Origin of the sequence: Streptomyces sp. NPDC001828, from assembly GCF_042892175.1 — a bacterium.
Classification (GTDB): Bacteria; Actinomycetota; Actinomycetes; order Streptomycetales; family Streptomycetaceae; genus Streptomyces.
In genome coordinates this window covers 71076-96207 of record NZ_JBIATV010000016.1, presented here as the reverse complement: position 1 = coordinate 96207, position 25132 = coordinate 71076, and the positions used below count along the sequence as shown (strand labels likewise).

Annotated in this window: 24 protein-coding genes; 14 read left to right on the top strand and 10 right to left on the bottom strand. The window is 71.7% G+C overall.

Annotated elements, in window-relative coordinates; genetic code table 11:
• Window positions 1–20: 20 nt before the first annotated feature.
• Window positions 21–1358 (top strand): MFS transporter, encoded by a 1338-nt coding sequence (locus ACFYZA_RS34545; protein ID WP_388494505.1) that lies wholly within the window; start codon window positions 21–23, stop codon window positions 1356–1358.
• A gap of 231 nt (window positions 1359–1589) precedes the next feature.
• A complete protein-coding gene (gene thpR / locus ACFYZA_RS34540; RefSeq protein WP_388494504.1) occupies window positions 1590–2159 on the top strand; it encodes an RNA 2',3'-cyclic phosphodiesterase in 570 nt (189 codons plus the stop codon).
• 256 nt (window positions 2160–2415) lie between these two features.
• Here thpR and ACFYZA_RS34535 read toward each other — a convergent pair whose 3' ends face one another.
• From ACFYZA_RS34535 to ACFYZA_RS34525, 3 genes are all read right to left on the bottom strand, one after another.
• A complete protein-coding gene (locus ACFYZA_RS34535) occupies window positions 2416–3408 on the bottom strand; it encodes an aldo/keto reductase (RefSeq protein WP_388494503.1) in 993 nt (330 codons plus the stop codon).
• Between the two features lie 122 nt (window positions 3409–3530).
• Window positions 3531–4541: an aldo/keto reductase gene (locus tag ACFYZA_RS34530; protein ID WP_388494502.1), complete on the bottom strand. Its 1011-nt coding sequence runs from the start codon at window positions 4539–4541 to the stop codon at window positions 3531–3533.
• Between the two features lie 46 nt (window positions 4542–4587).
• Window positions 4588–5193, bottom strand: coding sequence for a MarR family winged helix-turn-helix transcriptional regulator (locus ACFYZA_RS34525; RefSeq protein WP_388494501.1), 606 nt, complete (start codon window positions 5191–5193; stop codon window positions 4588–4590).
• A gap of 60 nt (window positions 5194–5253) precedes the next feature.
• Here ACFYZA_RS34525 and ACFYZA_RS34520 point away from each other — a divergent pair, with 60 nt between their 5' ends.
• Complete coding sequence (locus ACFYZA_RS34520) at window positions 5254–5817, top strand: carboxymuconolactone decarboxylase family protein (protein WP_388494500.1); 564 nt, start codon at window positions 5254–5256, stop codon at window positions 5815–5817.
• Here ACFYZA_RS34520 and ACFYZA_RS34515 read toward each other — a convergent pair whose 3' ends face one another.
• Window positions 5818–6501, bottom strand: a complete 684-nt coding sequence (locus tag ACFYZA_RS34515; RefSeq protein WP_388494499.1) for a DUF4232 domain-containing protein — start codon at window positions 6499–6501, stop codon at window positions 5818–5820.
• Between the two features lie 216 nt (window positions 6502–6717).
• Here ACFYZA_RS34515 and ACFYZA_RS34510 point away from each other — a divergent pair, with 216 nt between their 5' ends.
• Both ACFYZA_RS34510 and ACFYZA_RS34505 read left to right on the top strand, forming a co-directional pair.
• Complete coding sequence (locus ACFYZA_RS34510; protein ID WP_388494570.1) at window positions 6718–7836, top strand: DUF2786 domain-containing protein; 1119 nt, start codon at window positions 6718–6720, stop codon at window positions 7834–7836.
• Window positions 7837–8179: 343 nt separating this feature from the next.
• On the top strand, window positions 8180–10240 hold the full coding sequence (locus ACFYZA_RS34505; RefSeq protein WP_388494498.1) for an FUSC family protein: 2061 nt from the start codon (window positions 8180–8182) through the stop codon (window positions 10238–10240).
• Window positions 10241–10276: 36 nt separating this feature from the next.
• Here ACFYZA_RS34505 and ACFYZA_RS34500 read toward each other — a convergent pair whose 3' ends face one another.
• Window positions 10277–10756, bottom strand: a complete 480-nt coding sequence (locus ACFYZA_RS34500) for a hypothetical protein (RefSeq protein ID WP_388494497.1) — start codon at window positions 10754–10756, stop codon at window positions 10277–10279.
• A gap of 316 nt (window positions 10757–11072) precedes the next feature.
• Between ACFYZA_RS34500 and ACFYZA_RS34495 the strand changes: the two genes are divergently transcribed.
• Window positions 11073–11312 (top strand): DUF397 domain-containing protein, encoded by a 240-nt coding sequence (locus ACFYZA_RS34495; protein ID WP_382595805.1) that lies wholly within the window; start codon window positions 11073–11075, stop codon window positions 11310–11312.
• Window positions 11313–11470: 158 nt separating this feature from the next.
• Here the strand turns inward: ACFYZA_RS34495 and ACFYZA_RS34490 are convergent, their stop codons facing one another.
• A complete protein-coding gene (locus ACFYZA_RS34490; RefSeq protein WP_382595802.1) occupies window positions 11471–11971 on the bottom strand; it encodes an ATP-binding protein in 501 nt (166 codons plus the stop codon).
• A 291-nt stretch (window positions 11972–12262) separates the two neighbouring features.
• On the opposite strand from ACFYZA_RS34490, the gene ACFYZA_RS34485 reads away from it, so the two are divergent.
• From ACFYZA_RS34485 to ACFYZA_RS34470, 4 genes are all read left to right on the top strand, one after another.
• On the top strand, window positions 12263–13162 hold the full coding sequence (locus ACFYZA_RS34485) for a helix-turn-helix transcriptional regulator (protein WP_100577707.1): 900 nt from the start codon (window positions 12263–12265) through the stop codon (window positions 13160–13162).
• A gap of 81 nt (window positions 13163–13243) precedes the next feature.
• Window positions 13244–14701, top strand: coding sequence for an aldehyde dehydrogenase family protein (locus ACFYZA_RS34480; protein WP_382595798.1), 1458 nt, complete (start codon window positions 13244–13246; stop codon window positions 14699–14701).
• Between the two features lie 128 nt (window positions 14702–14829).
• On the top strand, window positions 14830–15366 hold the full coding sequence (locus ACFYZA_RS34475; protein ID WP_382595795.1) for a DinB family protein: 537 nt from the start codon (window positions 14830–14832) through the stop codon (window positions 15364–15366).
• Window positions 15367–15404: 38 nt separating this feature from the next.
• Window positions 15405–15992, top strand: coding sequence for a PadR family transcriptional regulator (locus ACFYZA_RS34470; protein ID WP_382595792.1), 588 nt, complete (start codon window positions 15405–15407; stop codon window positions 15990–15992).
• A gap of 43 nt (window positions 15993–16035) precedes the next feature.
• Here ACFYZA_RS34470 and ACFYZA_RS34465 read toward each other — a convergent pair whose 3' ends face one another.
• Both ACFYZA_RS34465 and ACFYZA_RS34460 read right to left on the bottom strand, forming a co-directional pair.
• The gene (locus tag ACFYZA_RS34465) at window positions 16036–17466 is read right to left on the bottom strand and encodes a glutamate decarboxylase (protein WP_382595789.1); all 1431 of its coding nucleotides are present in this window, start codon (window positions 17464–17466) and stop codon (window positions 16036–16038) included.
• Window positions 17467–17512: 46 nt separating this feature from the next.
• Window positions 17513–17878 (bottom strand): YbjQ family protein, encoded by a 366-nt coding sequence (locus ACFYZA_RS34460; RefSeq protein WP_161250703.1) that lies wholly within the window; start codon window positions 17876–17878, stop codon window positions 17513–17515.
• Between the two features lie 135 nt (window positions 17879–18013).
• Here ACFYZA_RS34460 and ACFYZA_RS34455 point away from each other — a divergent pair, with 135 nt between their 5' ends.
• Window positions 18014–18712 (top strand): DedA family protein, encoded by a 699-nt coding sequence (locus ACFYZA_RS34455; RefSeq protein ID WP_388494496.1) that lies wholly within the window; start codon window positions 18014–18016, stop codon window positions 18710–18712.
• Window positions 18713–18827: 115 nt separating this feature from the next.
• Here the strand turns inward: ACFYZA_RS34455 and ACFYZA_RS34450 are convergent, their stop codons facing one another.
• Both ACFYZA_RS34450 and ACFYZA_RS34445 read right to left on the bottom strand, forming a co-directional pair.
• The gene (locus ACFYZA_RS34450) at window positions 18828–20477 is read right to left on the bottom strand and encodes a threonine/serine exporter ThrE family protein (RefSeq protein ID WP_382595782.1); all 1650 of its coding nucleotides are present in this window, start codon (window positions 20475–20477) and stop codon (window positions 18828–18830) included.
• Between the two features lie 127 nt (window positions 20478–20604).
• A complete protein-coding gene (locus ACFYZA_RS34445) occupies window positions 20605–21099 on the bottom strand; it encodes an inorganic diphosphatase (protein WP_100577700.1) in 495 nt (164 codons plus the stop codon).
• A gap of 132 nt (window positions 21100–21231) precedes the next feature.
• Here ACFYZA_RS34445 and dacB point away from each other — a divergent pair, with 132 nt between their 5' ends.
• From dacB to tilS, 3 genes are all read left to right on the top strand, one after another.
• Window positions 21232–22641 (top strand): D-alanyl-D-alanine carboxypeptidase/D-alanyl-D-alanine-endopeptidase, encoded by a 1410-nt coding sequence (gene dacB / locus ACFYZA_RS34440; RefSeq protein ID WP_388494495.1) that lies wholly within the window; start codon window positions 21232–21234, stop codon window positions 22639–22641.
• Between the two features lie 49 nt (window positions 22642–22690).
• Complete coding sequence (locus ACFYZA_RS34435) at window positions 22691–23827, top strand: zinc-dependent metalloprotease (RefSeq protein WP_382595775.1); 1137 nt, start codon at window positions 22691–22693, stop codon at window positions 23825–23827.
• Between the two features lie 218 nt (window positions 23828–24045).
• Entirely contained in the window at window positions 24046–25116 is a 1071-nt protein-coding gene (gene tilS / locus ACFYZA_RS34430) for a tRNA lysidine(34) synthetase TilS (RefSeq protein ID WP_382595772.1), read from the top strand.
• Window positions 25117–25132: the final 16 nt, after the last annotated feature.

The window sequence follows — 25132 nt, the reverse complement described above, 5'->3', positions numbered from 1 at the left end:
TCACTAGGAGGCGAGCCCTTTTGAGTACGGGATCCGGAGCAGACTCCGCCCCCGCACCTACCCCCACCTACAACAAGCGTGGCGGGGGGACGTTCTCCTCGCTTGCGGTACGCAATTACCGACTGTTCTTCTCCGGCGCCATCGTGTCCAACATCGGCACCTGGATGGCCCGGATCACCCAGGACTGGCTGGTCCTGACGATCACCGGCTCCTCGGTGGCGGTGGGCATCACCACCGCCATGCAGTTCCTGCCGATGCTCCTGTTCGGCCTGTACGGCGGCGTCATAGCCGACCGGTTCGCCAAGCGGAACATCCTGTTCGTGACGCAGGCGGCGATGGGCCTCGGCGGCCTCTTCCTCGCCGTGATGACCCTGTCCGGACACGTCCAGGTGTGGCACGTGTATCTGACGGCGTTCTTCACCGGCCTGGTCACCGTCGTCGACAACCCGACCCGGCAGTCCTTCGTCTCCGAGATGGTCGGACCCGACCGGGTGCGCAACGCGGTCAGCCTCAACTCGGCGAACTTCCAGTCCGCCCGGCTCGTCGGCCCCGCCGTCGCGGGTGTCGTCATGGCGGCCGTCGGACCCGGCTGGGCGTTCCTCGCCAACGGCCTGTCCTTCACCGCCCCGCTGATCATGCTGACGCTGATGCGGACCAAGGAGCTCCAGCCGACCCGTCTCGCCCCGCGCGGCAAGGGCCAGCTGAGGGAAGGGCTCGCGTACGTCTCGGAGCGGCCCGAACTGATCTGGCCCATCGTGCTCGTCGGCTTCGTCGGCACCTTCGGGTTCAACTTCCCGATCTGGCTGAGCGCGTTCGCCTCCGACGTCTTCCACGGCGGCTCCGGAATGTACGGCGTGTTCAACAGCCTGATGGCGATCGGCTCGCTGGTCGGCGCGCTCCTCGCGGCCCGTCGCTCCAGTACGCGGCTGCGGATGCTGGTGCTCGCGGCGGTGCTGTTCGCGGTGCTCGAACTCGCGGCCTCCGGGGCGCCCGACCTCGGTCTGTTCATGGCGCTGCTCATCCCCGTCGGCATCCTGGGCCTCACGGTGAACGTGACCGCCAACGCCTCCGTGCAGATGGCCACGGACCCCGAGATGCGGGGCCGGGTGATGAGCCTGTTCATGATGGTCTTCACCGGCGGAACCCCGCTGGGCGGCCCGCTCTTCGGCTGGCTGACCGACGTCTACGGCGTCCGCGTCAGCCTCGCGCTCGGCGGTCTCATCTGCGGCGTGGCCGCGGTCGGGGTCGGCCTGATGCTGGCCCGCGCGGCCAACCTGCGCCTGAAGGTCGACGTACGCCCCGGCCACCGGCACCTCGAATTCGTTCCGAGGAACCCGGCGCTCGTGGCCGCCGCCTGACGGCCCGTGCCCGCGCCCGCAAGCCCACCGGATGCGGCAGCACGACCCGGCACGGCCAGGCCCGGAACGGCACGACCCGGCTCGGCACGGCTCAGCACGACCCGGCACGGCTCGGCCCGGCCCCCGACTGCGGGGGCCGGGCCGTTTCCGTACCGGGTCGCGGCGGCCGGTCTCCCACGGGCGGTACTCGCCGTGCGCGACACCCGGGGCCGATCTTGGTTGACTGTCCCCATGCGCCTCTTCGCAGCCGTCCTTCCTCCCGCGCGGGCCGTCGACGAACTCGCCCGTGCGGTAAGGGAGTTGGCGGAGCTGCCCGGCGCGGATCGGCTGCGCTGGACCGGGCGCGAGGGATGGCACCTCACCCTCGCGTTCCTGGGCGAGGTCGACGACGCGGTCCTGGACGAGCTGCGCGAACGGCTGCGCCGAGCGGCCCGCCGCACGGAACCCTTCGCGCTGCGCCTGCACGGCGGCGGCCGCTTCGACGGGCGCGCCCTGTGGGCCGGGGTCGCGGGCGGCCTCGACGAGCTGCGGCTGCTGGCCGAACGGGCGGACGCGGCCGCCCGCCGCTCCGGCATCCCGATGGACCAGCACCGCCGCTATGTGCCGCACCTCACCCTGGCCCGCTCGCGCGCCCCGATGGACCTGGGGCCCTATGTCGGCGGGCTCGCCGCGTTCGAGGGAAGCCCCTGGCGGGTCGCCGAGTTGGCGCTGATCCGCAGCAGCCTGCCGCACACGGGCGTCCCCGGGGAGCGCCCCCGCTACGAGGCGGTCGCCCGCTGGCCGCTCGGCCGGGACGGTTAGGCTCAAGGGGTGGACCCGAAGACCAGGAACCGGATCATGGCCGGTGTGCTCGTGCTGATGTTCGTCGTCGTAGCGGTGGCGGCCGCCGTCGGCTGACCGCGCGTCCCTGACGAGACCGCGCGCCCCTCAAGCGGGACCGGAGGGACGGCGCCCGCACGCTCGCCAAGCCCCGACTCCGGTTACGGGGACCTCCAGCTGATCGGGCCGGCCGGCTGACCGGTCCGGAGCTCCCGGGCTCCGGACCGGCGCGCGGCGGCTACCAGGCGAAGGCCTCCGGCGACGGGCCGGGGCCGGGGAAGACGTCGTCGAGGGCGGCCAGGAACTCCTCGGACAGGTCGAGTTCGACCGCCCGCAGCGCCGCGTCCAGCTGGTCCGCGGTGCGCGGCCCGACGATCGGGCCCGCCACTCCCGGCCGGGTCAGCAGCCAGGCGAGGGCCACCTCGGCGGGGTCGAGGCCGTGCTTGGCGACGAGTTCCTCGTACGCCTCGACGCGCTGCCGCACCGCCGGATCCGTGAGGGCCTGGGCCGCGAGGCCGCCCTTGGAACGGGCACCCGTGCCCTCGCGCTCCTTGCGCAGGATGCCGCCGAGCATGCCGCCGTGCAGCGGCGACCAGGGGATGACGCCGAGCCCGTACTCGTGCGCCGCCGGAACGATCTCCATCTCGGCGCGGCGTTCGGCGAGGTTGTAGAGGCACTGCTCGCTGACCAGGCCGAGGCGGCCGGTGCGGGCGGCGATCTCGTTGGCCTGGGCGATCTTGTAGCCGGGGAAGTTGGACGAACCGGCGTACAGGATCTTGCCCTGCGCGATGAGGACGTCGATGGCCTGCCAGATCTCCTCGAAGGGGGTCAGGCGGTCGATGTGGTGGAACTGGTAGAGGTCGATGTAGTCGGTGCCGAGGCGCTTGAGCGAGGCCTCCACGGAGCGGCGGATGTTGACCGCCGAGAGCTTGTGGTGGTTGGGCCAGGGCTCGCCCGCCGCCATGTTGCCGTTCAGCTTGGTGGCGAGGACGGTCTTGTCGCGCCGGTCGCCGCCCTTGGCGAACCAGCTGCCGATGATCTCCTCGGTACGGCCCTTGTTCTCGCCCCAGCCGTACACATTGGCCGTGTCGAAGAAGTTGATGCCGGCGCCCTGCGCGGCATCCATGATCGCGTGGCTTGCCGCCTCGTCGGTCTGCGGTCCGAAGTTCATCGTCCCCAGGACGATCCTGCTCACCTGGAGACCCGTGCGTCCGAGCTGCGTGTACTTCATGGGAGACCAGCCAACGTCTTCGAGCGCGCTCAAGGCAAGGGGCCGGGCCGGGACTCCCCCGCCCGGGACCGGCCCCTCGGGTACGGCGGGCGGCGCGGGACCGGCCCCTCGGGCACGGCGGCCTACCAGGCGAAGGCCTCCGGGGAGGGGCCGGGGCCGGGGAAGATCTCGTCGAGCGCGCCGAGCAGCTCCTCGCTCAGCTCCAACTCCAGCGCGCGCAGAGCCGATTCGAGGTGGGCCGCGGTGCGCGGTCCGACGATGGGGCCGGTCACGCCGGGCCGAGTCAGCAGCCAGGCGAGGGCCACCTCGCCCGGGTCGAGGTCGTGCTTGGCGAGCAGGTCCTCGTACGCCTGCACCCGGGCCCGCACTGCGGGGTCGGCCAGGCCGGCGGCGGAGCGGCCCTTGCTCGTCGTGCGCGAGCCCGTGCCGTCGCGCTCCTTGCGCAGCGCGCCACCGAGCAGGCCCTGGTGCAGCGGAGACCAGGGGATGACGCCGAGCCCGTACTCCTGGGCGGCCGGGATGATCTCCATCTCGGCGCGGCGTTCGGCGAGGTTGTAGAGGCACTGCTCGCTGACCAGGCCGAGGCGGCCGGTGCGGGCGGCGGTCTCGTTGGCCTGGGCGATCTTGTAGCCCGGGAAGTTGGAGGTTCCCGCGTAGAGGATCTTGCCCTGGGTGATCAGGACGTCGATGGCCTGCCAGATCTCCTCGAACGGGGTGGCCCGGTCGACGTGGTGGAACTGGTAGACGTCGATGTGGTCGGTGCCGAGGCGCTTGAGCGAGGCCTCCACGGAGCGGCGGATGTTGACCGCCGACAGCTTGTTGTGGTTGGGCCAGGCCTCGCTGCTCCACGGCTTGCCGGGCGTCATGTCCCCGTACATCTTGGTGGCGAGGACGACCTTGTCGCGGCGGCTGCCGCCCCGGGCGAACCAGGAGCCGAGGATCTTCTCGGTGAGCCCCTTGTCCTCCTCTACGCCGTAGATGTTGGCGGTGTCGAAGAAGTTGATGCCCGCGTCGAGTGCGGCGTCCATGAGGACGTGGCTGTCGGCCTCCTCGGTCTCGCCGCCGAAGTTCATCGTGCCGAGGACGAGACGGCTGACCTGGAGTCCGGTGCGTCCGAGCTGGGTGTACTTCATGGGGCCATCAAAGCCTGCTCGAGTGTGCTCGAAGCAAGGGCTCCGCTCAACTCCCCAGCCAGCTCGACGCGTCGAGGCGGAAGGCCTCCGGAGGCACGGCGGTGCGCAGAGACGCTTCGAGCTCGCGCAGCCGGTCGCGGCCCAGCGTCTCGCCCCAACTCGCCCTCAGCTCCTCGAAGACGGCCGCCGACCGGGCGAGCGCGTCGAGGCCGCGCGGGGTGAGCCGGACCAGTTTGCGGCGGGCGTCGCCGGGGTCGTCGGCGCGCTCCGCGTAGCCGAGCGCGATCAGCCGGTCCACCGTCTTGCCCGCCGCCTGCTTGGAGACGCCGAGCCGCCGCCCGATCTCGCTCGCGGTCGACCCCGGCAGGCCGATGGCCTGGAGGGCGAAGCCGTGCGCGGGCCGGATGTCGGGGTGTCCCTGGCGCGCGAGCTCGGCGTGCAGCCGGTCGATGAGCGAGCGGAACCCGGCGAGCAGGAGCAGGGGCAGCTCGTATCCGGGCGCGTCGACGGGAGGCGCCGGCGGTGGCGTGTGCCCGGCCTTGCCGGTCGGCGGCGCCTGGGGCGTGCCCGCGTCGGCCGGGGGCCCCGAAGGCCGGACGTTGCGAGAATCGACAACCTGGTTTACCTTTTTTTCGTCAACCACGTTGTCCATTCTAGTCCCGGGGCTTCGGCGTGGGCCGCCGTCCCGGCCGTACGGAAGCAGGGCTTCACCATGTCCACCGAGACCAGCCCGTCCACCAGCCCGTCCACCACGGCCTCCACGGCGCTGTTCGCCGAGCACACCCTGGAATCGGCTCCGGCCGCCTCGCGCAAGTCGATGGAGGCCACCATCCGCCACCTCGGCCGGCTCACTCCGCCGGTCGCACGGATGGCCACCTCCCCGCACCTGCTCGACGGCTTCCTCAAACTGAACGCCCTCTTCGAGCAGACCACCCTGGAGCCGGTGGCGCGCGAGGTCCTCGTGATGACGGTGGCCGTCCGCAACGAGTGCCATGTCTGCGTGGACATGCACACCCGCAGACTGCGCGAACTGGGCGCGGACGAAGCCCTGTTGACCGCCCTGCGCGAGCGCCGTCCGCTCGAAGACCCCGAGCTGGACGCCGTACGCCGCTTCGCCCTCGCGGTCCTGGCGAAGGCGGGCGGCGTCGAGGACGAGAGCGTCAAGGACTTCCTGTCGTACGGCTACACCGAGCAGAACGCCCTCGAAGTGGTCCTCGGCATCGGCACCTACACGCTGTCCACCTTCGCGAACCGCCTGACGGGAGCCGGCATGTGATCACTTCGAGCCGACGGGGCTGACGTACGTGCCGGGGTGGGTCGCGCCGTCCTGGAGCAGGACGGAGGAGTACTCCCAGGCCAGGGTGTGGGAGTGGGTCTCGTTCGGCGGGGTGATCACGATCGACTTCGGCTGGAACTCCTGCCCGTCCCCCTTGTCGAACGGCAGGTAGAAGATGTTGAAGGTGGTCGTCGCGCCGGGTCGTACGGTGACCGCCGAGGGGGTCTCGGAGGTCTGACGCGTCAGTGACCACTTGGTCGTGCCGCCGACCAGATCGACGCCCGGATAGCCCTTCATCACACAGGACTTGGCGCCCCTGTTGGTGAGCGTGATCGTGACGGCACCCTGCGAGCCCTTCGACTGGGCTCCGCTGCCGGGGGCGATGGCGAAGGCGAGCTGTGAGGTCTGGCAGTGGGAGCCCCCGGCGCCCGTGCCGGTCCCGGTCCCCGCGTCGGTGCCGCCGCCGGTGCTGCCGCCGGAGGGGGCCATGGTCCGGCCGCCGTCCGTGCCGGGGGAGCCGGAACCGGACCCGGTACCGGCACCGGTACTGCTGGTGGCGGTGCCGGCCGGGGTGTCGGTGGCGACCTTGTCGGAGCCACCGTTGGCGCCGCCGCAGGCGGTCAGGGTCAGGCCGGCGGCGAGGAGGGTGAGCGCGGCCAGGGAGGAGGTGCGCAGAGGCGACACGGCGATCCTTTCGTTGGGCGGGCCCGGCCCATCAGGGCCGGTGGGGCGGCCCGCGTTTCGTGGTTCCGTTCGACAGCTGGGACGATTGTCGGGTCCGGGACGCCAGGATTCGTAGAGATCCGTCGAGCATCGTGTCGAGCTTTGTCGAGGAGAGACTTCCATGACGGTGGGGCCCATCGCGGTGACCTGGCCGCGCGTACGCCGGGCGGTGCGGTGATGGAGGCCGTGGACCGCGCGTTCGCGGCGGCCCTGTACATCGAGGGCGACGCGGCGCTCGACACCGGCGCCTCACTGCTGGCCGCCGCGCCCGAAGCGGATGCCGAACTCGCCCTGCGCGGGCGGGAGTTCGTGCGGCGCGCCTGGGACCGGGGGTGGCAGCCCGCCGATGTCGTACGGATCGTACGGCGCGACCTGGACGAGCCGCAGGTACGCATCCTGGCCGGGCTGATCCGCGACGAGCTGTCCCGTTACGAGCGGCTGCCCGCGCGCTGGCAGGGGCAGCTCGACGAGCTGCCCCGCGAGGAGTGGCGGGCCGACCGCTTCTCGTACGCCACGGCGGTTCTGGAGCTGTACCGGGTGCTGCTCGCGCTGCCCGCGATCGAGCCGGCCGGGCCCGCGCCCGGCGCCTCGGTGCTCGGACCGCCGGTGCACGGCGAGCCGAAGACGCTGGCCCGCATCCGGGCGCTGCTGGCCAAGGCCGAGGCGACCGGGTTCCCCGAGGAGGCGGAGGCGCTCACCGCCAAGGCGCAGGAGCTGATGGCCCGGCACAGCGTGGACGACGCGCTGCTCGCGGAGCGCGGGGCGGGCGGGGAGGTGCCGGGGGCCTGCCGGATCGGGGTGGACGCGCCGTACGAGACGGCGAAGGCGATCCTGCTCGACGCGGTGGCCTCCGCCAACCACTGCCGGGCGGTGTGGAACTCCGAGCTGGGCTTCTCGACGGTCGTCGGGTTCGAGGGCGACCTGGAGGCGGTGGAGCTGCTCCACACCTCGCTCCTCGTGCAGGGCACGGCGGCGATGACGGCCGCGGAGGCGGCGCAGCGGGCGGGCGGGCGCAAGCGCACGAAGACGTTCCGGCAGTCGTTCCTGCTGGCGTACGCCGGGAGGCTCGGGGATCTGCTCGCGGCGACGGCGCGGGGGGTGGAGGCGGAGTTCGGAGGTGAGCTGCTTCCGGTGCTGGCCACGCGGGCGGTGGCGGTCGCGGGGCGGGCGGAGGAGATGTTTCCCCGGACGGTGTCGACGCGGGTGCGGGGGGTTTCGGACGAGTCGGGCTGGCGGGACGGCCGGGCGGCGGCGGACCGCGCCCACCGGGGTCGCATGCGCGGCCTGGAGGGCTAGGGGGGGTAGGCCGAGCCCCCTGGGGCTCCGCCCCAGACCCCGTTCGCGCCTTAAGGGCGCTCGTCCTCAAACGCCGGACGGGCTGAGGTGCCCGGTGCTGGCCCGCACCGGGCATTCAGGGGCGCGGGGAACTGCGCGAGAAGCGAGCACGGGCCGCAGCCGGAAACAGGGGGCCCGGGGCGCAGCCCCGGAAGCCCACCCACCCCACTTCCCCCCGGAGGGTTGCGGGAAGGGGCGGGGAGGGGCAAAGAACCCGGGGCCTGGGGCGGAGCCCCAGCGCACCTCGACCGGCCGCACCCCCAACCCGGAGCCACGCCGCAGGCGACCCGGTAGCCTCGGGATCATGAGTTGGGTTCGGGCGCTGAAGGAGACCGCCCGCTCGGGGCTGAAGGTCGAGCGGCGCCGGCTCGAACCCCTCGTCGCCCTGCGCGGCGCGGCCGGCCTCGCCATCGTCGTCGGCATCAGCCTCACCCTCTTCGGCCCCTCCGTCGCCGCCAGCTCGGCATTCGGCGCGTTCCAGGGCGCCATCGCCACGTACCAGCGCAGCTGGCGACCGCGCCCCGTGCTCGCCCTCGCCTCCGGCCTCTCGCTCGCGATCTCCACCTTCCTCGGCTACCTCGTCGGCACCCACTCCCCGTTCTTCCTGCTGCTGCTCGCCCTGTGGACGTTCATGGCGGGCCTGGCCTGGGCGGTCGGCCCGACCGTCGGGGTGATCGCCTCGTCGAACGTGGCGATCATGCTGGTCACCGTCACCCTCCCCAGCACCGTCGCCGAGGCCGCCGGGCACGCCGGGATGATCGCGGTCGGCGGGATCGTCCAGGCCGCCCTCGTCGTCCTGTTCCCCATCCGCCGCTGGGGCGCCCAGCGCGACGCGCTCGCCGACGCCCTGGCCGCGGTCGCCGACTACGCGCGCAGGCTGCGGCACGACCCGGTCGCCCCGTTCGACCCCGAGCCGCTCATGACCGCCCGGCTCGCCGCCGCCGTCACCCCGCGCGAGGCCCGCCGCCGTCCCGCCGAACTGCACGGCGCCCGAGGTGTCGCCGAGCGGATCAGGCCGGTGCTCGCCTCGCTCGCCGACCCCGCGCTCGGCGTGCCGGAGGAGGGCGAGGAACGCCACCGGGTAAGGGAGTTGCTCGCCGCCGCGGGCACCGTCCTGGACGCCGCCGCCCGGGCCGTCCGGCACGGCGAGGCACCCACCATTCCGCCACCGGCCCTGGCCGCCCTCGCCACCCCCGACACCGGCGCCATCCTCACCGGACCCGCCCGCCGCGCCGCCGGCCGGCTCACCACCCTGCTCGCGGACGTCGTCGAAACCGCCCAGGGCAGCGGCACCGGCCAGGGAGCGGAGCCCCTGCTCCGGCCGACCCTGCCCCGGCTGGTCCCGGGCGCCCTGCGCACCATGCGCGCCGAGCTGGGCCGCCGCCGCTCACCGGTGTTCCGGCATGCGGTACGGGTCTGCGCGGTGGCGACGGTGGGCTATCTGCTCGGCTACGTCCTGCCGTTCGGCCACGGCTACTGGGCCCCGATGGCCTCCGTCATGGTGATGCGCCCGGACTTCACGCTCACCTACGCCCGCGCGGTCGCCCGCTTCGGCGGCACCCTCGTCGGCGTCGCCCTCGCCACCGGCATCGTCCAGCTCACCCACCCCGACACCGGTCTGTCCGCCGCCATCGCGGTGGCCTGCGCGTTCCTCGCCTATCTGCTGATGCGTACCGGCTACGCGGTGCTGAGCGGCTGCGTCTCCGCGTACGTCGTCTTCCTGCTCGGCATGGGCGGCCTCCAGTGGACCCAGACCGTGCCCGACCGCGTGTTCCTCACGCTGATCGGCGGCGCGCTCGCGATGGTCTCGTACGCCGTCTACCCGGCCTGGGAGACCCCGCGTCTGCGCACCCGCCTCGCCGACTGGCTGGCCGCGAACGGCCGTTACGCCTCCGCCGTCGTCGCCCACTACGCCGACCCGGACCGCGGCACCGGCGAGCTGCGCCAGGCGCTGCTCGACACGCGCGAGGCCCGCATCGCCTGGCAGGAGGCGCTCGACAAGGCGACCCACGAGCCGGTGCGGCACCGGGGTCTCTCGCACCTCGCGGCGGACGAATCCGCCCACGCGCTCAGTCAGTTGGGGCGTACGGCCATGCTGATGGAGGCACACCTGCCGGACCGGGACGCGGTGCCGGTGCCGGCCGCCGCGAAACTCGCCGAGGCGCTGCGCGAGGCCACCGAGCAGGGCGCGAAGGCGGTCCGCGAGCGGCGCGTCCCGCGCTGGGAGGAGGTCGAGCAGGCCCTGGACGCCTGGGACGGCGAGGGCGTGCCCGACCGCGTGGTGCGACGGGGGGCCGGTCTGGTCCTGCACTGCCTCGATGATCTGACGGACGCTCTTACCGTCTCCAACTCGCCTAAGCCGTAGGAAAGTTGGGGTTCCCGACCGGCCCTCCGGCTGCCGTTACGGGGTCGGCAGGCCCGCCGTCGGGAGGCCGGCCGGGAGCGAGCCCGCCTGGCCCCGGGTGAACGAGTCCGTCCCGGCGCCCTCCCACGTGACCTCCAGCTTGTCGCCCTTGATCGTGGCCATGCCCTGGGTGCGCTCGGTGTTCCCGTCCGCGCACTTCAAGGTGAGCATGGTCATGCTGGAACTCTCGGCGACGGTGCCGGAGCACACGTGCGGGGAGAGCAGCGCCGCCTTCTTGTCCGCGACGGCCATGGTGACCTTCTTGCCGCCGGTCGTCGCGGTCCAACTGCCTTGCAGATCGGCGGCCTTGGCCGGGGTGCCGGCGGCGCCGGGCGCCGAGGACGCGCTGCCCGAGCCGTTGGACGACTTGGCGGCCGGCTCGTCGTCGCTCTTGCTACCGCTGCCGCAGCCGGTCAGGACCAGGGCGACCGAGAGCCCGGCCGCGGCGAATCCGGCGGTACGTATGTGCCTGTGCACGGTGTGACTTCCCCCTGTGAGCGCCGAGGCGCTGAACGGTGTTCAAGACCGCGACAAGCTACCAGCCGAAGCGGCCCGCCCCTGGGCGCGAAAGTCTGAACCAGCGGGCGCCGGAGCGCGTCTCTTCTTGTGTACGAGGAGTTCGAACGGGGACGGCCCGGCGCGGATGTCGTGGCGCGAGGGGGCCGGGGCGGCTGTAACCGCTCGGGCACCCCGCGTGCACGTGCATCTTCCCATGCAGGCGCACATGAACACAGCTATGATCCGGGGCAGTTGACCATTCACAGTTGCACGTCTGCACATCCCGGGAGCGACCTTGCACCACGCGTACAACGGCATGGCGGCAGCGGCGCTTCAGGGTGCCGCGTGGCAGAAGAGCCGGCACAGCAACTCGCAGGGGTCCTGCGTCGAATTCGCCAAACTGCCGGGCGGTGGGGTGGCGGTACGCAACTCACGCCATCCCGACGGGCCCGCCCTCGTCTACACCAGAGCGGAGATCGAGGCGATGCTGCTCGGGATCAAGGACGGCGAGTTCGACCATCTGATAGCCGACTGACGCCGGGTGGTGGTGACGGCCGGGAGGATGGTCCGCGCACGGCCCTCGACTGACAGGTGTCAGCAGCGGGGGTGCGGGGCCCCACAGGCGTCAGCGGCAGGCGAGAAGGGTCCCTGGGGGGGTCCCTGGGAGCTGGCTTCCCGTCCGTTCAGTCCGACTCAGTCCGACGGTTGCAGCCGGAACAGGGCCCAGACGACCTTGCCGCTGATCGCCCCGGACAGCGGGTGCCAGCCCCAGCTGTCGGCGAAGGATTCCACCAGGAACAGGCCGCGGCCCGACTCGGCGCCGAAGTCGTCACCGGCGCGCTCGACCGGGCTCTCGTCGCTGGGGTCGCGCACCGCGCACACCAGGCGGCTGGTCCAGCGCATCAGGTGCAGCCGTACCGGGACCTCGGTCTCGCGCGGGGTGTCGGCGGGCAGGGCGTGGCGCAGCGCGTTGGTGACGAGTTCCGACACGACCAGGGCGACGTCGTCGAAACGCTCGCCGAGACCCCACTGCGTGAGGGTCGAGCCGGTGAACTTCCTTGCTCCGCGCACCGCTTCGTAGCGCGCGGGCAGCGCACAGGACGCGGAACCCGCCACGGTCGAGGGGTCGATGGGCGGAAGCGCCTGCCTTAAGGGCTCGTAAGGCTCCAGCATGGTCGATCCATTCGTCCCCATGCGAGGCACTCCCGGGTTCGCGGCCGTGGCGGTACAGGACGCAAGCGACTAGACGCAGTTGAGCACGCAGGTGCGCGAGGACCATGGTTCCGAATGCTTCGGCCCGATGCAAGGGCAGATGCACGTGCACGCGACCGACCTGTCCACGACCGTGCCGTTTCTTGCTCATTTCTTCCTCAGAAGTTCCTCAGGCCGATTTCACTCCTTGACCATTTCCGTAATCACGCGGGTACGGGGTGAAGCGTTTTGATGGCAGACTGCCCACCACCATTGGATGGGGAGGACGGCGAAGTGACCGCAGGGGAGGCATGGGGATCCCCCCGGCCGAGCGCAGTCGAGGCCGGCGGAGGCTCGGTGGTCCGGCGCATTCTGCTGGGCTCTCAGCTGAGGCGCCTGCGCGAGTCGCGCGGCATAACCCGGGAAGCAGCCGGCTATTCGATCCGGGCGTCCGAGTCCAAGATCAGTCGTATGGAGTTGGGGCGGGTGAGCTTCAAGGCCAGGGATGTCGAGGACCTGCTCACGCTCTACGGCGTCGGCGACGAGGCGGAACGCATGTCGTTGCTGGGCCTCGCCAAGGAAGCCAACATCGCGGGCTGGTGGCACAGCTTCGGCGATGTGCTGCCGGGCTGGTTCCAGACGTACATCGGTCTGGAGGGCGCGGCCTCGCTCATCCGCATCTATGAAGTCCAGTTCGTGCACGGCCTGTTGCAGACCGAGGCGTACGCCCACGCGGTCGTCTCGCGGGGCATGCACGGTGCGCCGGCCGCCGAGATAGACAAGCGCGTCGCGCTGCGTCTCGAACGTCAGAAGGCCCTGGTGTCGGAGCGGGCCCCGCAGTTCCACGCGGTGCTCGACGAGGCCGCACTCCGTCGTCCCTACGGTGAACGTGACGTCATGCGGGGCCAGTTGAAGCATCTGATCGAGATGTCGGAGCAGCCCAACATCAACCTTCAGGTGATGCCGTTCAGCTTCGGCGGGCACGCGGGCGAGAGCGGCGCCTTCACGATGCTGCGGTTCCCCGAGTCCGATCTGTCGGACATCGTGTATCTCGAACAGCTCACCTCCGCACTGTATTTGGACAAGCCCGAAGAGGTCGCGCAGTACGAGCGGGCCATGGCCCGGCTGCAACAGGACAGTCCCGGCCCGGAAGAGAGCCGCGATCTTCTGCGCGGACTCCTTCAACTCAGCTGACTCATCAGTAGGATGACGTCACATCAGGCCAGTGACGCGGTTGACCGCGCGGAGCCGGCGGACACAGCAGTAGGGGATGGCATGTCCTTCTTCACCGACCTCGCCCACCAGTTCATAGACGGCCAGTGGCGCACCGGCAGCGGGTCGTGGGACATCATCGACTTCGATCCGTACAACGGGGAGAAGCTCGCCACCATCACCGTGGCCACCGTCGAGGAGGTCGACGAGGCCTATCGCGCCGCCGAGCGCGCCCAGCGGGAGTGGGCCGACACCAACCCGTACACCCGTCGGCTCGTCTTCGAGCGCGCCCTGCGGATCACCGAGGAGCGCGAGGCCGAGATCATCGAGGCCATCGTCAGCGAGCTGGGCGGCACCCGCCTCAAGGCCGTGTACGAGGTCCACCTCGCCAAGGAGTTCCTGCGCGAGGCGATCCAGCTGGCCCTGCGTCCCGAGGGGCGCATCCTGCCGTCCCCGGTCGACGGCAAGGAGAACCGGGTCTACCGGCTGCCGGTCGGTGTGATCGGCGTGATCAGCCCCTTCAACTTCCCCTTCCTCGTGACCATCAAGTCCATAGCCCCGGCACTTGCGTTGGGCAACGCGGTCGTCATCAAGCCGAACCAGAACGCGCCGGTGGTCGGCGGCGGGCTCATAGCGAAGATCTTCAAGGACGCGGGGCTGCCCGCGGGCCTGTTGAACGTCCTGGTCACCGACATCGCCGAGATCGGCGACGCGCTCATCGAGCACCCCGTTCCCAAGGTGATCTCCTTCGCGGGCTCGGACCGCACCGGGCGGCATGTCGCCTCGATCGCCGGCAGCCACTTCAAACGCGTCATCCTGGAGCTGAGTGGCAACAGCGCGCTTGTTGTCCTCGACGACGCCGACCTCGACTACGCCGTGGACGCGGCTGTTTTCAGCCGTTTCGTCTACCAGGGCCAGGTCTGCATGGCCGCCAACCGGATTCTGGTCGACCGGTCGGTGGAGGAGGCGTTCACGGGCAAGTTCCTCGCCAAGGTGGCCTCGCTCAGAACGGGCGACCCGGCCGACCCGGCCACCGACATCGGCCCCGTCATCAACAACTTCCAGGCGGAGGCGCTGACTTCGCTCGTCGAGCAGGCCCTCGCGGAGGGCGCCACCGCGCTCGTACGGGGCCGCACGCGCGGCAACCTGGTGGAGCCCACCGTCCTGACGGGCCTGCCCGCCGACTCTCCCGTACTGCGCCAGGAGATCTTCGGCCCGGTCGCCCTGCTCATCCCCTTCGACGGGGAGGAGGAGGCCGTACGCATCGCCAACGACAGCCCGTACGGGCTCAGCGGGGCCGTGCACACGGCGAACGTGGAGCGCGGGGTGCGGTTCGCCAAGCGGATCGAGACCGGGATGATGCACGTCAACGACTCGACGATCCAGGACGAGCCGCTGGTCGCCTTCGGGGGCGAGAAGTACTCGGGGCTCGGCCGCCTGAACGGGGACTCCACGGTCGAGGCGTTCACGACCCAGAAGTGGATCTCGGTCCAGCACGAGCGGAGCCCGTTCCCGTTCTGAGCGGGGTGCGGGGCGGGCTGCCGGCCGCCGCGCCGACGCCCGAAGTAGAGGACAGCATCTGACCTCTATGCCTCCTACCGTGTCTCTTGTCGGGTTGAACGGCAAGCGCGGAAGAAGGCGGTTGGATCATGGTCACTCACGTTCCCTCGGAGACGCACGGCGACGAGCGCGGCGCTCTCATCAACTTCGTGGAGGCCCAGCGCGGCGGGCTGCGCCGGGCGCTCATCGGGCTCACCGACGAGCAGGCGGCGAGCCGGCCGAGCGCCAGCGAGCTGTCCCTGTCCGGGCTGCTCAAGCACGTCGCCGAGTGCGAGCTGAACTGGCTGCGGATGGCGCAGCAGCGGCCCAACGAGAAGCAGCGGGACCAGTCCACCTGGCACGAGAGTTTTGTCCTCGTCGGGGACGAGACCGTCGAGGGCATGCTGGCCTTCTGGGCCGAAGTGGCCGCCGAGACCGAGGAGTTCATCCACAAGGTGCCCTCCCTCGACGACACGTTCCCGCTGCCCGATGCGCCGTGGTTCCCCAAGGAGGGCCGGGTCTCGATGCGCTGGCTGATGATGCACCTCGTCGAGGAGATCGCCCGGCACGCCGGGCACGCGGACATCATCCGCGAGTCGCTCGACGGGAAGACGGCGTTCGAGCTGGTGGCGCTCGCAAACGCCTGACGCTTCGCGCGCGGGGGCGGGGTCATAGTCTTGCGGTCATGTCAGCCATCCGCCTCCTCGTCCTCGGCGCGGTACGTCAGCACGGCCGGGCGCACGGCTACCAGGTGCGCAACGACCTGGAGTACTGGGGCGCCCACGAGTGGTCCAACGCCAAGCCGGGTTCGATCTATCACGCGCTCAAGCAGATGGCCAAGCAGGGCGTGCTCCTCGCGCACGAGGTGGCGCCCAGCACGGCGGGCGGGCCGCCGCGCACGGAGTACGAGCTGACGGAGGCGGGACGGGCGGAGTACTTCCGCCTGCTGCGCGAGGCGCTCGCCTCCTACGACCAGAAGATGGACGTGCTCTCGGCGGCGATCGGCTTCATGGTCGACCTGCCGCGAGCGGAGGCGCTCGCGCTGCTGCGCGACCGGCTGGAGAAGCTGGCGGCGTGGCGCGGCTCGGTGACGGAGTATTACGTGCCGGAAGGCGGCCCGGCCCAGCTGGGCCACATCGGCGAGATCATGAACATGTGGGTGCACTCTGCGGATGCGGAGGCGGGGTGGACGCGGGGGCTGATCGCCCGGATCGAGGGCGGGGCGTACGTCTTCGCCGACGAGGGCGACCCGTTCGTGGGCGTCCTCCCCTGACCTCGTGGCGCCCCGGGGCCCGCCAGCCCCGGGGCGGAGGGGGTCAGTGGTGGAAGGCCGTGGCCTCGGATTCGTCGCGGCCCAGGGGAGCGGACTGGCGGCGGAGCTCGGGCAGCAGGCGGCTCAGGTCCTCCAGGAGCAGGGCCGCCAGGTCGGAGGAGAAGCCGTTGCGGCACACCACCCTCAGCACCGACAGATCCTCCCGGTTCGCCGGGAAGGTATAGGCCGGAACCAGCCATCCCCGCTCCCGCAGACGCCGCGAGACGTCGAACACGTCGTACTGGCGCACATCCGGCGCCGTGGTGAAGGCGAACACCGGCAACTCGTCGCCACGGGTGAGGAGTTGGAAGTCCCCGAGCGCGTCGATCCGCTCCGCGAGCCCGCGCGCGACGTCCCGCGTGGTCTGCTGCACCGCCCGGTACCCCTCCCGGCCGAGCCGCAGGAACGTGTAGTACTGGGCCACCACCTGCGCCCCGGGCCGCGAGAAGTTCAGCGCGAACGTGGGCATGTCGCCGCCGAGGTAGTTCACCCGGAAGACCAGCTCCTCGGGGAGCTCCTCCGCCGAGCGCCACAGCGCCCAGCCGACCCCGGGGTAGACGAGGCCGTACTTGTGGCCCGACGTGTTGATGGAGGACACCCGCGGCAGCCGGAAGTCCCACACCAGGTCCTCGTCGAGGAAGGGCGCGACCATCGCCCCGGACGCCCCGTCGACGTGGACGGGGACGTCCAGACCCGTACGCTCCTGCAAATCGTCGAGCGCCGAGCAGAGCGCGGCGATCGGCTCGTACGACCCGTCGAAGGTCGAGCCGAGGATCCCGACGACGCCGATCGTGTTCTCGTCGCAGAGGGCCGCGGCGGCCTCCGGGTCGAGGTGGAAGCGGTCGCCCTCCATGGGCACCTGCCGCGCCTCGACCTCCCAGAAGGTGCAGAACTTCTCCCAGCACACCTGCACGTTCACACCCATGACCAGGTTCGGGCGGGCATCGCGCGAGGGATAGCGGTCCGCGTTGCGGTTCATCCAGCGCCGCTTGAGCGCCATCCCGGCCAGCATGCACGCCTCGCTCGACCCGGTCGTGGAACAGCCGACCACGGCACCGGGGTCCGGGGCGTGCCACAGGTCGGCGAGCATCGCCACGCACCGCCGCTCCAGCTCGGCGGTGCGCGGGTACTCGTCCTTGTCGATCATGTTCTTGTCCCGGCACTCCGCCATGAGCACCCCGGCCTGCGGTTCCATCCAGGTGGTGACGAAGGTCGCCAGGTTGAGCCGGGAGTTCCCGTCGAGCATCAGCTCGTCATGGACCACCTGGTACGCGGTCGCGGGGGCCAGCGGCCGGTCGGGCAGCCGGTGCCGGGGCGGCGCGGAGGTCATCGAGCCGACCGGGTCGGCCTCGCCGAAGAACGGGTTCAGGGCGAGCCTCCCGTACTCCTTCTCGTCGGTACGGTCCTTGTCGCTGCCGCCGCGGTGCAGTGCCATGAAGGATCAACCGCCTTTCCGGGAAGGGGAGTTGGAGGGGGCGACCTCAGTTGCGGGCCAGGATCACGGCGGTCCCGTACGCGCACACCTCGGTGCCCACGTCGGCCGCCTCCGTCACGTCGAACCGCATCATCAGGACCGCGTTGGCGCCCCGCGCCTTCGCCTGCGCCACCAGCCGTTCCATCGCCTGGTTCCGGGTCTCGACCAGCGTCTTGGTCAGGCCCTTCAGCTCGCCGCCGATCATCGACTTGAGGCCGGCGCCGATCTGGCTGCCCAGGTGGCGGGAGCGTACGGTCAGGCCGAACACCTCTCCGATGACCTGTTGCACGGTGTAACCCGGCACGTCGTTCGTGGTGACGACGAGTACGTCCGACTGCGGGCCCTGTCCGCCGCCGTATTCCTCGATGCCCATCCGGTTCCCCTTCGGTAGCGCCTGTCCGTCCTTCCAGCCTGCCCCTGGAACCTCGCTTTCGCGCGTTACGTTGATAACTTTGGCTGCCGACGGCAGACAGCCCGACCCACACCCACACCCAGGAGCCCGGTACCCGTGACTTCCCTCGCCCTCGGACCGAGCTGGCTGGACCCCGACTATCTGTTGCAGACCTTCGGCCTGGTCGGCCTGCTGATCATCGTGTTCGCCGAGTCCGGCCTGCTCATCGGCTTCTTCCTGCCGGGCGACTCGCTCCTGTTCACCACCGGCCTGCTGGTCACCACCGGCAAGCTGGACACCCCGCTGTGGCTGGTGTGCGTCCTGGTGGTGTTCGCCGCGGTCCTCGGTGACCAGGTGGGCTATCTGTTCGGCAAGAAGGTCGGCCCCTCGCTGTTCAGCCGGCCCGACTCGAAGCTCTTCAAGCAGGAGAACGTCGAGAAGGCCCACGAGTTCTTCGAGAAGTACGGGCCCAAGTCGCTGGTCCTGGCCCGCTTCGTGCCGATCGTGCGGACGTTCACGCCGATCATCGCGGGCGTCAGCGGCATGAACTACCGCTCGTTCGTCACCTTCAACGTCATCGGCGGCACCCTGTGGGGCGCGGGCGTCACGCTGCTCGGCGCGGCCCTCGGCAACGTCGAGTTCGTGCACAAGAACATCGAGCTGATCCTGGTCGCGATCGTGCTGGTCTCGGTCGTCCCGATCGCCATCGAGTTCCTGCGGGCCCGCTCCAAGGCGAAGAAGAACCCGCCGGCGGCCGAGGGCCCGGGCGGCCCCGGTGAGGCCCCGCAGCGCGGCGGCCGCCACGCCAAGCGCTGAGCGCTGAGCGCTCAGCGGCGGGTAAGCGGCTGGGCTGGGCCGGCGCCTATGGCCGCAGCCCGGTGGGGGCCGGCCGCGCCCCGCGCGGCGGAGCCGGGCCCCCTTCGGGGCCGGCTCAGAAGCCGCGGGTCCGCTTCGCGGCCGCGCGGCCCGCGCCCGGGGCCCGCAGGAAGAGCCGGGCGATCTCGTTTCCGAGGTTCACGCCGATCGCGATGGCCAGGGCCAGCGCCGCCGCCTTGGCCAGCGAGGTGACACCCTGGTTGAGATGGTTCTGGGCGATCGCCAGGACACCGAAGTAGGTGGCGCTACCGGGCAGCAGCGGGCCGATCGCGGCGGTCACGTACAGCAGCGCCGAGGTGTTCCAGTACCGCGAGAGCAGCTGGCCGAACAGGCCGACCAGGCCGGCCGCGACGGCCGTCGCCATGATCGGGGAGCCCTTCGCGGTGACGGCGATCGAGGCGTACACCACCCAGGCGACCCCGCCGTTGGCGGCCACGATCAGCACGGTGGAGCGGTCCTGCTGGAGCAGGACCGCGAAGGTCAGACAGAGCAGGATCGACGCGAGGGTCTGCAGGATCGGCCGGTCGATGGGCTGGAAGGTGCCCTCCGGGTTGAGCTGGGCGTGGAACTGGAGTCCGCCGTACAGGACGGTCAGGACGCCGACGACGATCGCGACGAAGAAGTACCCGACTTCGAGCAGCCGGGCCGCGGCGGTGACGTAGAAGCCGGTCAGACCGTCCTGGACGGCCGCCACCAGGGCCCGTCCGGGGATCAGGGCGAACAGGCCACCGGTGATGACCGCGGGCGCGCTGAGCTTCCACTGGAGCAGACTGAGGGCCACGCCCATCGCGGCGGGCGGCATCGCGGCCACGGCGAACTGGTAGAACTCCGGCAGCCCGCGCGACGCGCACAGCCAGGCGAGACGGTCGCCGAGCACCGCGCCGACCGCCGCCACCAGGAACACCGTGATGCCGCCGCCGAGCAGCACGGAGGCCGCGCCGGCGAGCAGCCCGCAGGCGGTGGTGAGGGCCCAGCCCGGGTAGGGGTGGCGGTTACGGCGGATCTCCGCGAGGCGCCGGTAGGCCTCTTCGAGAGAGACCTCGTGGTCCTCGCTGGTCATGTCCGTGACGAGCCGGTGCACGGCCGCCAGACGGGTGTAGTCGGTGCCGCGGCGGCGCACGGTGCGGTTGGCCGTCACCGGGTCGTCCACGAGCGAGGGCTGGTGGGTGATGGCCAGCATGGTGAAGGTGACCGTCGGCTCGCAGCGGTCCAGGCCGTAGCTGCGGCAGATCGCGAACATCGCGGCCTCGACGTCCTCGGCGCCCTCGCCGCCCGCGAGCAGCAGCTCGCCGATACGCAGCACCAGGTCGAGGACGCGGGGCACCGCGGGGCCCGTGTCGTCGTGCTTCTGGATCGGCTCGGCGACCGGCCGGTCGCCGACCGGCATGCGCAGCATGGTGCGCATCCGGTCCTGCCAGGGCGCGTCCTTGGACAGCCGCACGAGCGGCATCGACCCGGTGGTCGCCATCGGGTTCGGCTCGCGCGCGGTGTAGCCGCTGGGGGTGGTGAACGCGGAGGCCGGCTGGTCGGCGGGCTGCTCGACGACCGGAGTGGCGAGCCCGGCGGGCAGCGCGAACTCGGAGGTCGGCGACTCCTCCTCGGGCACCTGCGGCTGGTCCACACCCTCGGGGGGCGCGAAGGCGCTGCGGGCCTCGTCGGACTGCGGCTTGCGGTCCTCGATCACATCGTGCTGCTCGGACCCCACTGGTCCCTCGCCTCCCTCCGGCCGCTTGCGTGCGCCTGCCCAGTATGTGGGCCGTCATGAACTCATACGACTGCGGGCGGCCCACCCCGGAGGTGAGCCGCCCGCAGTCGTTACGGAAGTACGCGCGTCAGTGCGCGCCACCCTGCGCCTCAAGGCGCTTGTAGGAGGCCTCGACCTCGGCCTCGGCCTCGACGCGGCCGACCCAGTCGGCGCCCTCGACGGACTTGCCGGGCTCCAGGTCCTTGTAGACCTCGAAGAAGTGCTGGATCTCCAGGCGGTCGAACTCGGAGACGTGGTGGATGTCGCGCAGGTGCTCGACACGCGGGTCGGACGCCGGGACGCACAGCAGCTTGTCGTCGCCGCCGGCCTCGTCGGTCATCCGGAACATGCCGATGGCGCGGCACTTGATGACGCAGCCCGGGAAGGTCGGCTCGTCGAGCAGGACCAGGGCGTCCAGCGGGTCGCCGTCCTCGCCGAGGGTGTTCTCGACGAAGCCGTAGTCGGCCGGGTAGCTGGTCGAGGTGAAGAGTCGACGGTCCAGGCGGATCCGGCCGGTCTCGTGGTCGACCTCGTACTTGTTCCGCGATCCCTTCGGGATCTCGATGGTGACGTCGAACTCCACGGGTGGCTCTCCTCCATGATCAGCACATGCATCGGACGGGGCTGCGTCGCCGCCGAGTTCCCGGCCGGACGCAGTTCTGGTGATTAAGTGTCCCTCACGCAGGTGTGTGATCGCGAAAGGGGCTGGTCCTCGGTGCCGGGACCCAAGACATGGCAGCTCACGGCAGGTGCGGCGGCGGTCGGCCTGGCACTTTCGGCCGGGGCCGTGGCCCTGGCCGGACCGTGGGACTCAGGCCAGCGTACGGCCGAGCGCGACCGGGCCGCATCGCGGGAGGCCAGGGGTGGCGCACATCACCAGCGCCCCACGGATCCGGACGCTCCGGCTCCGGCTCCGAGCGCGCCCAGCGTCCTCGCGGCCCTCGGTGTCCCCGGCGGCGCCCCCGTCGCGGCCGCGCTGCCCGCCGCCCTCGCCCCGCTGCTCGGCGACCCGGCGCTCGGGGCCCGGCCGGCGGCCTCGGTGATCGACACGATCACCGGCCAGGAGCTGTACGCGTCGCGCGCGGACGCGGCCATGACACCGGCCTCCACCGTCAAGATCGCCACGGCGACCGCGGTCCTCACCGCGCTCCCGGCCGACCACCGCTTCGCCACCACCGTGGTGGCCCCCGTGGAGGGGAGCGCGCTCACGCTCGTCGGGGGCGGCGATCCCACCCTGGACACGGCCCGCCTGACCGCGCTCGCCGACGGCACCGCCCGCGCGCTGCGGGCCCGCTCCCTCGACCACGTCCAACTCGCCTACGACGCCTCGCTGTTCAGCGGTACCCCGGTGCATCCGATCGGGCCCAACGAGAACCTGGCGCCGGTCGTCGCCCTCATGACGGACGAGGGGCGCACCTCGGACGCCGGAGCCGCCGACGGCGGGCCCGCCGGGCGCACCGCCGACCCGGCCGGCGACACCGCCCGGGCCTTCGCCCGGCTGCTGCGGGACCGGGGAGTGCGGGTGGACGGCCCGGTGGCGGGCGCCAGGCCCGCCGGCGCCAAGGAGCTGGCGAGCACGCTGTCCGCGCCGCTGCCCGATGTCGTCGAGCGGATGCTGACCAACAGCGACAACGACATCGCCGAGGCACTGAACCGCCAGACGGCGATCGCCACCGGCAGGCCCGCGAGCTTCGACGGGGGCGCCGAGGCGGTGGCCGCCCAGCTCGGCAAGCTCCAACTCCCTTTGAACGGAAGCGTGTTCACGGACGGCAGCGGACTCAACCGGGCCGACAAGGTCACCGCGGGACTGCTCACGAGACTGCTCGCGAAGGCCGCCGACCCGACCCGCCCCGAACTGCGCCCGGTCCTCACCGGCCTGCCGGTCGCCGGGTTCACCGGCACCCTCAGCGCCCGCTACGGCTCCGCCTCCGCCGCGACCGGCCTGGTCAGGGCGAAGACCGGCACGCTGGGCGGCGCCGGGGTCAACACCCTGGCCGGCACGGTCGTGGACGCGAGCGGCCACCTCCTGGCGTTCGCCTTCCTCTCGGCCGGGCCGCCCGGCGCCGACCCGGCCCCCGCACAGCGGGCGCTCGACCGGCTCGCCACCCGGCTCACCGCGCACTGAGGGACGCCGACCGGGTTCCCTCACGGTGTCGACAACGTACGGTTGACGCATGACTGGCATCGGCGGTGCAGGTACCTCTGGGATGGTCGACTGGAACCTCGCGGTCGCGACCGCGACCCGACTGGTGCGGCCGGGCCCCGACGTGAGCCGCGACGAGGCACGTGAGATCGTCGCCGAGCTCCGTCGGCACGCCAAGGCCGCCGAGGAACACGTACGGGCGTTCACCCGGATGATCCCGGAGGGCGTAGAGCCCGAGGACACCCCGGTCCTGGTCGTCGACCGGGCCGGCTGGGTGAAGGCCAACGTGGCCGGCTTCCGCGAGGTGCTGCGGCCACTGCTCGACAAGATGCAGGAGCGCCGGGGGAGCAGCCCCGGCGGGGCCGTGCTCGGCGCGGTCGGCGGCAAGGTCACCGGCGTCGAGCTGGGCGCGCTGCTCAGCTTCCTGTCCTCGCGGGTCCTCGGGCAGTACGAGACGTTCGCGCCGCCCACCCGGGACCTGCCCGCGGCGCCCGGCGGCGGCGGGCGGCTGCTCCTCGTGGCGCCCAACATCGTCCACGTGGAGCGCGAACTCGACGTGGCCCCGCACGACTTCAGGCTCTGGGTGTGCCTCCACGAGGAGACCCACCGCACCCAGTTCACGGCCGTGCCCTGGCTGCGCGACCACCTGGAGAGCGAGATCCAGTCGTTCCTCGACCAGACCGAGGTCGACCCGATGACCGTCCTCGAGCGGCTGCGCGAGGCCGCCCAGACGTTCGCGGGCGGCCGCCCCGAGGGCGAGGAGGACGAGGGCCGCTCCCTCGTCGAGCTGGTGCAGACCCCGGCCCAGCGCGAGATCCTCGGCCGGCTCACCGCCGTGATGTCCCTCCTGGAGGGGCACGCCGACTACGTCATGGACGGGGTCGGCCCGCAGGTCGTGCCCTCGGTGGGGGAGATCCGCGAGAAGTTCCAGCAGCGCAGGGCCAAGGGGGCCTCCCGGCTCGACATGGCGCTGCGCAAGCTCCTCGGCCTCGACGCCAAGCTCCGCCAGTACCGCGACGGCGAGCGGTTCGTGCGGGCCGTGGTGGAGGAGGTGGGCATGGACGGCTTCAACCGGGTGTGGACCTCGCCGAACACGCTTCCGACGAAGTCCGAGATCGCCAAGCCGGCCGACTGGGTCGCCCGGGTCCACCGCCGCGCCGAGTCCTGACCCGAAAGCCGCCGGTGGGCGGGTGTCAACGCGGGAATCACCCATCCGAGGGACCGTGGGGCATGGGTAGGCGTGCAATGCTCGGGTAACGGCTCTGTTCTGTCACCATCTACGCACTCTGTGTGACTGAACAGCCCCGGTTGTTACCCCGCTCCTCCGATTCCCCCGCTTCCTCTCCGCGCCGAGGCACCCCCCAACTTCACCGAAGGGCACCGGACATGGGTCCCCATCCTGCGGTCGCAGCGATACGCCTGGCGGTTCGCCGCGTACTCCACGACGTACTGAACGAACACTCCCGCGACCACGAGGCCGTCGCCACCGCCGTGACCGCGGGGGCCCCCGCCGGTCCCGGGACCGGCGGCCGCAGCACCGCGCCCGAGCCCCTGGTGCTCGTGGCCTGCTCGGGCGGCGCCGACTCCATGGCGCTCGCCTCCGCCCTCGCCTTCGAATCCCGCAAGCTCTCGCTGCGCGCCGGCGGCATCACCGTCGACCACGGCCTCCAGCACGGCTCCGACCTGCGCGCCGCCGAGGTCGTCTCCCGCATGACCGGCCTGGGCCTGGACCCCGCCGAGGCCGTCGCCGTGCGGGTGGGCCGCGAGGGAGGGCCCGAGGCCGCCGCCCGGGACGCCCGCTACGCCGCCCTGGACGCCGCCGCCGAGCGCCACGGCGCCGCCGCGATCCTGCTCGGCCACACCCGCGACGACCAGGCCGAGACCGTGCTCCTCGGGCTCGCCCGCGGTTCCGGCACGCGCTCCCTTTCCGGCATGGCCGCCGTCTCGGGGGCGGCGGGCCGCTACCGGCGCCCCTTCCTGGAGATCGACCGCCAGACCGCCCGCAAGGCCTGCATGGTGCAGTCCCTGCCGGTCTGGGACGACCCGCACAACGCCGACCCCGCCTACACCCGCTCCCGGCTGCGCCAGGAGGGCCTGCCCGCCCTGGAGAAGGCGCTCGGCAAGGGCGTCGTCGAGGCCCTCGCCCGCACCGCCCAGCTCTCCCGCGACGACGCCGACGCCCTGGACGCCTGGGCCCTCCAGGCGGAGGCGACCGTACGGGACGACGCCGGGCTCCTGGAGTGCGCGAAGCTCTACGCGCTGCCGCCCGCCGTGCGCCGCCGCATCGTGCGCCGGGAGGTCATCGAGGCGGGGGCGCCCGCCGGTTCGCTCTTCGCCCGCCATGTGGAGGAGGTCGACAAGCTGATCACCAGCTGGCGCGGCCAGCGGGCCATCAATCTCCCGGGCCGCGTCGTCGCCCGTCGGCAGGGTGGCAGACTGGTCATTCGGCAGAGCTGAGCTCACGCACGTAACT